This is a genomic window from Wolbachia endosymbiont of Muscidifurax uniraptor, assembly GCF_054149795.1.
The window spans coordinates 1,290,457-1,300,642 of record NZ_CP083727.1; the positions used below are offsets into that span (position 1 = coordinate 1,290,457).

A 10,186-nucleotide genomic window follows, 5' to 3' on the forward strand; every position below is an offset into this window, starting at 1 on the left:
GTAGATGAAGTTTTGTAAAGACATACAGTATCTATATACTGCAAAAAATTGAACATAAGACGCCGATACATTAAGTAATCCTTACCTTTTAATCTGCAGATTGGCGAAAGCAAATACAACAGCTTCAGTTTCATGATAAGAGGGCTGGCGGAGTTTGTCAAGCAAGTTTTTTTGTTTCTGCGGGCTACCTGAGTCTATTGATTTCATTAGAGCCGAAACTCTTGAGACCTAGGTGATAATTCTATCTAAAAGAATGCCGAAAAAGAGCAGCAACCCTACGTAGGAGTTATTTTTAAATATGGACATGCATTGACTGGGATCGTCAGGATTGAAATTTTTGTATTGGCGGTGAAATATGAACCCTACAGCAAGTAGAGCAATATAAAAAATGTTATTTAATGATGATAAAATACCAGCATATAGCCACGTCATAAGAGATATTAAATAAAATCTTTTCAACCAAGATTTTGTTGTATCACCAAAATATAATGCGGTAGATTTCATCCCGAGTTTTTCATCATCTTTTTTATCTTGATGGGCGTATATGGTGTCATAGCTAAGTGTCCAAAAGACGCATCCTATATAAAACAGCAAGGATTCTATACTGATCTGGTTTGTTATTGCTGCTGAGCCCATGAGCGATCCCATATTGAAGGTAAACCCTAAGAACAATTGTGGCCACCAAACATACCGCTTTAATAAAGGGTAAGTAGCTATCATACACATTGAGATTATTCCAAGTATGAGTGTAGTTTTATTAGTTAATAATAAGATTACCAGGGCAATAGACAGTAACAGTGAAAGTAAAGCTAAAGCCTGCTTTATGTTTAATGCACCACTTGCAAGTGGCCTATATTTTGTTCGTTCAACGTGCGCATCTATTTCCCTATCGAAAATGTCATTGATTATGCACCCTGCGGGTCTCATTAAAAATGCACCTATAGTAAACAAAACAAGGAGAAAAAGAACCTGATACGATAGAGAAGTTGAGGCTAAAAGAATACCGCTCAAACTGGGAAATAGCACAAGCCACAAACCCGTTAAACTGTGCAACCTCATTAATGAAAAGTAACGATTGAAATGCATTAATTAAGTGTGATTATGTAATATTTTGCTTACATTAACAAAATTATCGAACGCTAAGTCAGGCTTGAAAACTAGTTCAGGTATAAATCGCAAATCAACATAACACAATATAGATTTACGTATTGACCATGCAGATTGGTTCATTTCATTAACAACAGTATTAATATCACAATTATTCTCAGAAGGATCTCCAGTGCGTCTTTTTTCTGGATCTAAGTAGTCAGCTACTTGAATATTCAATGAAGATAACACAATATATACATCTGCTTTTTTCAAATCTTTACTTAATTTTACGTCAGATACCGCTACATTTTTATTGAACACCTTACCTTCCATTAGGACTCTTGATATCGCTCTATGCAATACCGATGCTATTTTTAGGTTTCTAATTTCCTTTTTCATATCCAGCTACTATAATACCCTTTCTTCTTGCACTAATTGATAAGCTTCTAAAATATCTCCAACTTTAATATCGATATTACCCTCTAGTGATACTCCGCATTCAAAGTTTACACCTACTTCTTTAACATCATCTTTAAATCTACGTAGTGCTTTTAACTTTCCTTCATGCACCAATTTGCCACCACGCATTACCTTAATTAAAGAATCTTTTCTTATGACTCCATCACTTACGTAACATCCAATGATATTACCAGCTTTAGATACGTTAAATATTTGCCTCACAGATGCAAAGCCAACACGAACCTCTCGTGTAACAGGCTTTAACATTTTAGTTAAATACATTCTCATGTCGTCAATGAGCTCGTATATTATGTTATAAGTATGTATTTCTACACCTTTTTGTTTTGCCAAGTCCCTTATTTTTGAATCCACTTTTACATTAAAAGCTAAAATTACTGCACTTGATGCTTCTGCAAGCAGCACATCTGAATCTGTTATCCCTCCTACTGCTTTGTGTAGGATATTTAATTTCACTTGGTCTTTACCGAGTTTATCAATTGAACTTGATATTGCTTCAATAGAACCAGTTACATCGCACTTTAAAACTACAGATAGTTCTTCTGTTTCGCTGTTATTACGACTGAATATATCTAAATTATTGTCGCCCAAATCTTCTTTCTTTTTCTTGATTAACTCTAGCCTGTATTCAACAATTTCACGCGCCTGCTTTTCAGAATTTATAACAACAAATTTATCTCCAGCATTTGGCACACCATTTAGACCAGTAATTTCAATTGGAGCGGAGGGTAGTGCTGCTTTTTCTCTTTGACCGAGGTGATTAACCATACTACGTACTTTGCTGTATGTTGTACCAACTACCAATATATCACCAACCTTTAACGTTCCTTCCTCAACTATCAATGTGGCTGATATTCCTTTCGCTTTATCTATTTTGGATTCTATTACCCATCCAAGTGCTCGACAATCTTCTATTGCTTCTAGCTTCATTAATTCAGCGATTAACAAAATCGTCTCTTCTAGTTTATCTAAATTAGTTTTCTTTTTTGCTGATACTGGCACAATCATAACATCACCACCAAGCCCTTCAGGGGTGAGATCATATTGAGGCAAACTATTAATTATTTTTTCTACATCACCAGGCTCAGATTTATCAATTTTATTAATAGCAACTATAATGGAAACATTTGCTGCTTTTGCATGATTTATTGCTTCAACTGTTTGTTTCATGATTCCATCGTCAGCTGCAACTACTATTACAACTATATTAGTAATATTGGCACCACGTGCACGCATCGCAGTGAACGCTTCATGTCCTGGTGTATCAATAAAGGTAATTTTTTGCTTATCTTTTGTCGTTATTTGATAAGCACCTATGTGTTGAGTTATGCCACCTGACTCTCTTTCTGCAACATTAGATTCACGAAATGCATCGAGCAATGAGGTTTTACCATGATCGACGTGTCCCATAAAAGTGACGATTGGTGGTTTAGGTTTTTTAGGCAGGCTTTCTCTGCCTTCTATAAAAAATAAATCTTTTTCTCTGTTGGTATCGCTCACTCGTTTAGCCATATGATTAAATTTTTCCACTATTTCACATGCTATATCTGGATTCACCAGATCATCTACTCTATAACTCTCACCGACTTCTTCTTTGAACATTTTTAGCACACTCTTGCTATCTTCTGCCATGCGAATAGATAACTCCCTGATAGTTATTTTGTCTGGTATAATAACTTCTCTTGATATATTTTTACCCTTGGTAAACTTTGACTTTCTACTTCTTATACCAAATCTTTGCTTAAATACAGGGGGTTGTTCAGTTTTTTCATCTATTGCCTGTGCAATTACCAGTTTAGAATGCTTAGAATATATATCTTTGTTGACTTTAGAAGACTTTTTATCGTCGCCCTCATAGTCAATATTATCTTCTTTTAGTTCAACTAAGTGAGTATCACTTAAAACTTGCTTATTTATTTCTTTAGATAAAGTGTCCGCTTCATTTTTCTCGTCAATCTCTTTATTGCTGTCTTCTTTTGCTGTTTTCTCTTTTTCTTCTCTCTGATTTTTTTCTTTCAGCAAAGCAGCATTCTGCACAGCATTAATGCGGAAAATTTGTTCTTTCTCTGTTAGAGAACCTAATTTACTCTCGTCAAATAAATTATGTTCTTCTGCATCATGAGATTTTTTTCTTCTTTTTTTTACTATTGTAGCTCCAGTACTTGGGCTAGTTGAAGAGTTTAAATTGAGGTCTAATTTAAGCTTGCTTAAGCCTTGGAGCGTTAATTTTTTATTACTGATATCTTCATTATTCATATTATTTTATTATATTAACCCAAGCTTTTTACGTGCTTCTATGATTATTGAGTCTACTGTATCTTTTAGATTTTCTGAATTCATCTTATTATCAGCTGAGGAAGAGAGTATGCTGCAAAACTCATAACTTGATAAATCTGCTATGTCCTCTAAAGTCTTAATATCATGTTTACTAAGAGCAATTTTATTGTCTATTGATAAAGTTAAATTGATTACATCATCTTCCATACCTAGACTTTTTAGCTCTTCTATTTTTCTATCATTTTCTGCTTTCAGATACTTGTTTGCTCTATTGTGAAGTTCGTTTGCAATATCCTCATTAAAGCCCTCTATTGAAGCAAGCTCTTTAATTGAAGCGCTGGATATATCTTCTACGCTTGAAAAACCTTCTGTCACCAATAGCTGACCCATAATCTCTTCTAAGTTTAAAGCTTCAGCAAATAAAGCTGAACATTGACTAAGTTCTTTACTTCGCCTTTCTGATTCTTGCTGAGTGCTTAATATCTCAATTTTCCATCCAACAAGCTCTGAAGCTAATCTTACATTCTGGCCCTTTTTTCCTATAGCTAAACTCAATTGATCTTCAGCAACTATTAATTCTATGCAATTTTCATTTTCATCAATAATAACCTTCGATACTTCTGCAGGAGTAATGGCTTTAATAACAAATTGACCCAAATCTGAGGAGTAATTTATAACGTCAATTTTTTCACCATTTAATTCGTGTATAATGGTTTTTATTCTATCTCCCTTAACTCCAACACAAGCACCTACTGGATCAATGTTCTTGTCAGGAGAGAAAACAGCAACCTTAGACCTTGAGCCGGCGTCTCTAGCTATACCTTTAATTGTTACTAACCCATCAGCAATTTCTGGTATTTCTTGATTTAATAATGCCTCTAAAAAGCCTTCATGAGTCCTAGAAAGAATAATTTGACGTCCATCATCAGAGCGCTTAACAGTCTGTATATAAGTTTTAACTTTATCGCCTTCACGAAATGATTCACCACCGGTTAAATTTCGTAATGGAAGATATGCCTTAGTGCCATTTATGTCTATAATAAGATCTGAATATTCTACTTGTTTAACAATACCATACCTTATTTCTCCCACCTTATCTTTAAATTCCTCATATTGCTTTTTTGACTCTTCATCTTTAATTATTTGAGCAATTTTTTGCTGGGCAATTCTTGCTGAAGCAAGATCAGTGTTAAGAGAGAGTAATTCACTAACAGTATCTCCAATTTTTGCATCTTCTTTTATTAATTTAGCTTGTGTCAGCGTAATTGATTCATACTCAGTATTCTCTTCTCTATTTGATTCGTCATCAATAACTTTTAGTTTTCTGTATGAAGTAACTTTGCCTGTGTTTCTATCTATATTAACTACAATTTTACTTTTGCTACCATATTTTTGATAAGCCACTGCTTCTATAGCACTTTCTAGTGCCTTTATTACAACATCAAAATCTAAACCTTTTTGAAGTGAAAGCTCTCCTGCTGTTTTTATTACATCAAGGCTTCCAACTATGTTATTCTTGTTACTTTTCTGCTTAACACTGCTTTTACGATTAGCAATCATAATAAATAAATCCAATGTAATTAGTTATAATTATAGCTCCAACGGGCAAAGAACACTATCTTAAATGTTAAATGATTGCTAATTTAAGTCAAGTTTTTTCATGTCTTTGTATAACAAGCAACGCAGGAGTAAAGAATAAAGTTAAAACCGTTGCAACCAATATTCCACTTGCTATGGTTGTTGAAATGTCAACCCACCACTGGCTTGATGGAGCATCATATGTGATTTGTAGCGTAAAAAAATTGATATTTAACCTGGTAATCATCGGTATTAAACCAAGAACTGTGGTTGCAACGGTAAGCAATATTGGCCTAACGCGAGAAATTGCAGCGTTTATTACACATCGCTTGATGTCATTTTTGTGTACCTTAATTTGGTGATGAAAGGCATCAAGTAATAGTATGTTATTATTCACTATAATTCCCGCCAAAGCAATTATCCCCACTCCACACATAACAACTACGAAAACTTGTTGGATAAGAAAGAAAACAAAAAACACACATGTTGTGGATAAAAACACTGCTGTCATTACGATAAATGTATGGCATACATTATTAAACTGTGTCACTAATACCAATATCATTAGTGTAATCGCTAATATAAAAGCCTTTAACAAAAATGCTCCTGATTTTTGTTGGTCTTCTTTGTCGCCTTTAAAATCAATTTTTACTCCCTTGTCCCAATCCTGGGCAATAGAATTCTGAATGAACTTTACTCTTTCATCAACAAGATAGCCAGTATCAACGTCAGCAGAGATTGTCACTATGCGTAATCCATCAATCCTGTTTAGTTTGTTTACCTTTTTTTCGGGAGCATATTTTACTATATTGCTCATAGGATACGGGCCATTAACTGTATTGATAAAAAGATTGTCTATAGTCTTCATGTTGCGATCCTTTCCAGGGAAACGGAGTACAATATCGATTTCTTCATCCGTGTTATTTGGTCTATATTTTCCAATCAACACTCCATTTGTAACCATCTTTATAAAATCGCCAATGGTTGCAACACTTACTTCAGAGCTTGTAGCCTTACTCTTATCAACACTCATATTCCACTCTATTTCAGGTGCTGATCTGCTATCTTGAATATTTATAAACCCGGATGAAGGTTGGTTCATAATTTCTAGAATTTTCTCTGCTGCTAAATTCAAACTGGATACACTCCCGCTGAGGTTAATTTGTATTGGCTTGTCAGCCGACGGTCCTGGCTTTTCCTCTTGAACATTAATTATTATTCCTTTCATGTCTTGCACACTGCTCCTTATATCATTTAGTATGTGCTTAGCTTTGCGCCTGAAGCGCCAATCCATAAGTTCTAGTTGTATTCTGGCGATAACGTTGTCTGAAAATGCTCCTGATCTAGCATAAGAAACATGAATTTCTTTTTCAATGCTCAAAATGCGTTCTTCCACTTCTTTGAGTATCAGATCTCGTTCTTTGGCTGATAAGCTTTCTTTTGCTTTAACACTGATTAAAATATTATCTGAATCCACTTTCGGAAAAAACTTTACTCCAGGACCAAAAGTAAAGTACAGCACACTAAATGAAAACAAAACGAATACAGTAGCACATACGAATTTTTTAGGATTATCCAAAACCTTCTCTAGCATGCGTACGTAAGCTCTTATTATAGGCCCAGCATTTTTTATTTCACCACTTTCTATAGCACTCATTTTTTTTATTTCTTTTTTTGAAGTTATCGAAGGCTTACCAAATATTGCACCAAGTGTTGGTATAAAAACCAAAGCCATAATGAGCGATCCAGTCAAAGTTAGAATTATTGTAATTGGTATGTACTGCATGAATTTACCAACAGTATCAGGCCAGAATAATAGAGGAAAAAACACTGCTAATTTAGTTAACGTTGATGATAGAACCGGATAAAACATATCACGAACTGAAGTGTAAAAAGCTTCTACTTTATCCATTCCGCAGATCATCTTTCTATCGGCATATTCGCTGATCACAATTGCATCATCAACCAGCATGCCAACAGCCATAATTAAACTGAAGAGCACAACGATATTTAAGGTTATACCCATAAAGTAAAGAGCTATTATCCCAATGAGAAAGGAACCGGGTATCGAGAGTGCCACAAGAATAGCAATCCTTGTTCCCATAGAAAGCATCATTATGATCAATATTAACAACACAGCAAATATTATGCCGTTTTCCAAGTCATCAAGCACATCGCGGACGTTTTTTGACTGGTCGTTTAAGTACACCACTTTTAAATTTTCAGGTAATTGATCTTTTGCCTTATCCATTAAGTATTTTACTTGATTTACTGTGTCTATTATGTTTTTTCCGTTACGTTTTGAAATTTCTAGCATGACACTAGGTAATCCATTAATGCGAGCAAATCCTTGGTGATCCTCAAACCTAGGGTATACTTTTGCTATATCTTTGATTCTCAAAACTGCATCGCCTTGAGATCTAATAGGAATATTCATAATATCTTCTATATCTTTTAATAACCCTGATATTTTAATCGAATATTTACCGGCCAGTGACCCAGCTCCCACTAGTCTATTATTGCTTGATATAGCTTGGAATATTTCGTTTGATTGAATGTTATATTTTGTTAGAACTGTGGGCTCAATTATAACTTCCACTGTTTCTTTACGAATACCTGCCACTTCAACTTTGAGAACATTTGGCAGAGATTCTATTTCTTTCTTTAACTTGCGTGCTATTTCAGTTAAGGCTCTTTCTGGCAGATTACCAATTAAGCCAACATTTAATATGGGAAATAGACTCAAGTTTATTTCATTTATTATTGGAGATTCCGCTTCAACAGGTAACTTCGATTTTATGTTTGAAAGCTTTGAACGGACATTATCGAGCACTTCTTTATTATCATACTCTGTTCCAAATTCGAGTATCATGTGAGCACCATCATTAGTTGCAAAAGCTCTCAATTCTCTTACACCTTCGATGGATCTTAGTTCATTTTCTATAGGAAGCACTAATAGCTTTTCACTATCTTGAGCAGAAATCCCAGGAAGTCCAACAAACACGCTGATTATAGGAATCTGTATATCAGGATTGCTTTCCCTTGGCATTTTTACATAAACGTATGAACCGAAGATAAAAATTACTATAAGTAATAATACCACCGCCCTGTTTCGCTCTATGAGTAAGCTCTGCATGTTGAATGTTAGCTGAATATGTGTGTTTGTACAATATTATAGTCGAGATACATTGCATATTAATTAATCCTTGTGTAGCTTTAAAACTTTATGCAAATAATAAAAATTTTCGCAAAGTTGCAAGTATAAGAAAATTCCTGTATAATAATTCTAGAACAGTATTTGAGAGGTTATTATGGTGGCAATTCTAAATGTAACAAAAGGCAAAAATAAAGTTATTGTGTCTGGATTAGCTGGAGCTTTATCAGCTTTAATATTTTTAACAGCAATCCACATTGCCGCAAAGATAGCCATTATCGTTTCTGCTGCTGCAGTTACTTACTTATTACTTTCGCTGATTCATAAAATAAGAACTAAAGCTGAAATTACTCGTGTTTCAGGAGATAAAGTTTCAGAAGATGAAGGTGAAGAAAAAGATACCGTAAAAGAACCAAAAAGAACTGAAACTGAGCTAGAAGAAGAATTAAAAAATAAAAGAGCAGAAGAAGAAATGAAAAATGGACTACCTAAACATATGGATTTCAAAGGTAATTCACTTTCTAAAAGCGCTGATACTAAAGATAGTCATTCCGTTTCTAGTGCTACAAATATTGTTATGGAACCTTTACCTAAACACATGGATGCGCTTGGTAATCTACTTCCTGAAAGACCAAGTGCAAATATTAGTATAGAATCTAAACCTGAGAGAAAACTATCTCCTGCAGAGTGGCTATTACAGTGCGGGAATGTAAATAATGATGTGAGGGAAGTGCTAAAACAGCCAATTATCCAACAGCCACTTAACGGGTTAGGGTTTTAGATGTAGTTGCTATATCAAACTCTCCATCTTATATTGAGGATCAGATGCAATGCCATACACTCTATTTGGCGGAGCAATTTTGTTCTCTATACCAAAAACTATACCTTCAATTATTGCTGTGAGTACTTTTTCAAGGTTGCAATCTGCTCCAGGAACACGGTGCTCTAGGCGGCATCTTTTGGAATCGTTGCCAAAATAGGGAATTCTTATTGCAGCAGTTCTGTTATTTATTCCCCAACTAATCGTAGTTGGAGTGTGAATATCCGGGTACTGAAATCTTAAATATGAATCATCATTTGGAGCAAAAAACAACATATGTTTTTTCATCATTGCACATAATCCACCAATACTATGAATCAGATAGTCACTGTACTTTTGCTCATTGATATAAAATAAGTTATCGTTATTTGAATTCACGAGATTAACATGCACATTTAATGCACTGCCTGCTCTATCCAAATAGGGCTTTGCTTTAAAAGAAATATTCCCACCTAGTTTTTGTGCTGTTTCAGTAAGTGATTGTTTTGCTAACTCAAAATGCTTAATTAAATTGTCGGAGTTCGTATAACAACCACTTTTTATCTCATACTGATGTGTAGAATTCTCCTTCTCGCAAGAAAATTCAAGAGATGCTATTTTATTTTTGATGCTATTCAGAAATAAGTATTCTTTTTCTATTCCTTCAATGTAAAACTCTAGTTCAATACCGAATACAGCATAACAACTCAAATTACTTAATATAATCATAAATTTGCTTCAGTAAATCTATATTAGGTTAGCTATACTTATATGAATACTTTACTTATTTGCCAGTAAATTTAACATCTTAT

7 protein-coding genes are annotated in these 10,186 nt (G+C 34.3%); 1 reads left to right on the plus strand and 6 read right to left on the minus strand.

What is annotated here, in order from left to right; all coding sequences use genetic code 11:
* Nucleotides 1–228: 228 nt before the first annotated feature.
* The 5 genes from ubiA to LA754_RS06690 form a co-directional block, all read right to left on the minus strand.
* Nucleotides 229–1,086: a 4-hydroxybenzoate octaprenyltransferase gene (gene ubiA / locus LA754_RS06670; protein ID WP_077188461.1), complete on the minus strand. Its 858-nt coding sequence runs from the start codon at nucleotides 1,084–1,086 to the stop codon at nucleotides 229–231.
* A gap of 3 nt (nucleotides 1,087–1,089) precedes the next feature.
* On the minus strand, nucleotides 1,090–1,488 hold the full coding sequence (locus LA754_RS06675; protein ID WP_006279769.1) for a ribosome-binding factor A: 399 nt from the start codon (nucleotides 1,486–1,488) through the stop codon (nucleotides 1,090–1,092).
* Nucleotides 1,489–1,497: 9 nt separating this feature from the next.
* Nucleotides 1,498–3,822 carry a translation initiation factor IF-2 gene (gene infB, locus LA754_RS06680; protein ID WP_006279770.1) on the minus strand — a complete coding sequence of 775 codons (2,325 nt, stop codon included), beginning with the start codon at nucleotides 3,820–3,822 and terminating at the stop codon, nucleotides 1,498–1,500.
* A gap of 9 nt (nucleotides 3,823–3,831) precedes the next feature.
* Nucleotides 3,832–5,403: a transcription termination factor NusA gene (gene nusA, locus LA754_RS06685; protein ID WP_006279771.1), complete on the minus strand. Its 1,572-nt coding sequence runs from the start codon at nucleotides 5,401–5,403 to the stop codon at nucleotides 3,832–3,834.
* 88 nt (nucleotides 5,404–5,491) lie between these two features.
* Entirely contained in the window at nucleotides 5,492–8,557 is a 3,066-nt protein-coding gene (locus LA754_RS06690) for an efflux RND transporter permease subunit (RefSeq protein WP_006279772.1), read from the minus strand.
* A 175-nt stretch (nucleotides 8,558–8,732) separates the two neighbouring features.
* On the opposite strand from LA754_RS06690, the gene LA754_RS06695 reads away from it, so the two are divergent.
* Entirely contained in the window at nucleotides 8,733–9,356 is a 624-nt protein-coding gene (locus LA754_RS06695) for a hypothetical protein (RefSeq protein ID WP_006279774.1), read from the plus strand.
* Nucleotides 9,357–9,365: 9 nt separating this feature from the next.
* Here the strand turns inward: LA754_RS06695 and LA754_RS06700 are convergent, their stop codons facing one another.
* Nucleotides 9,366–10,103 carry a type I glutamate--ammonia ligase gene (locus LA754_RS06700; RefSeq protein ID WP_006279775.1) on the minus strand — a complete coding sequence of 246 codons (738 nt, stop codon included), beginning with the start codon at nucleotides 10,101–10,103 and terminating at the stop codon, nucleotides 9,366–9,368.
* Between the last annotated feature and the right edge of the window lie 83 nt (nucleotides 10,104–10,186).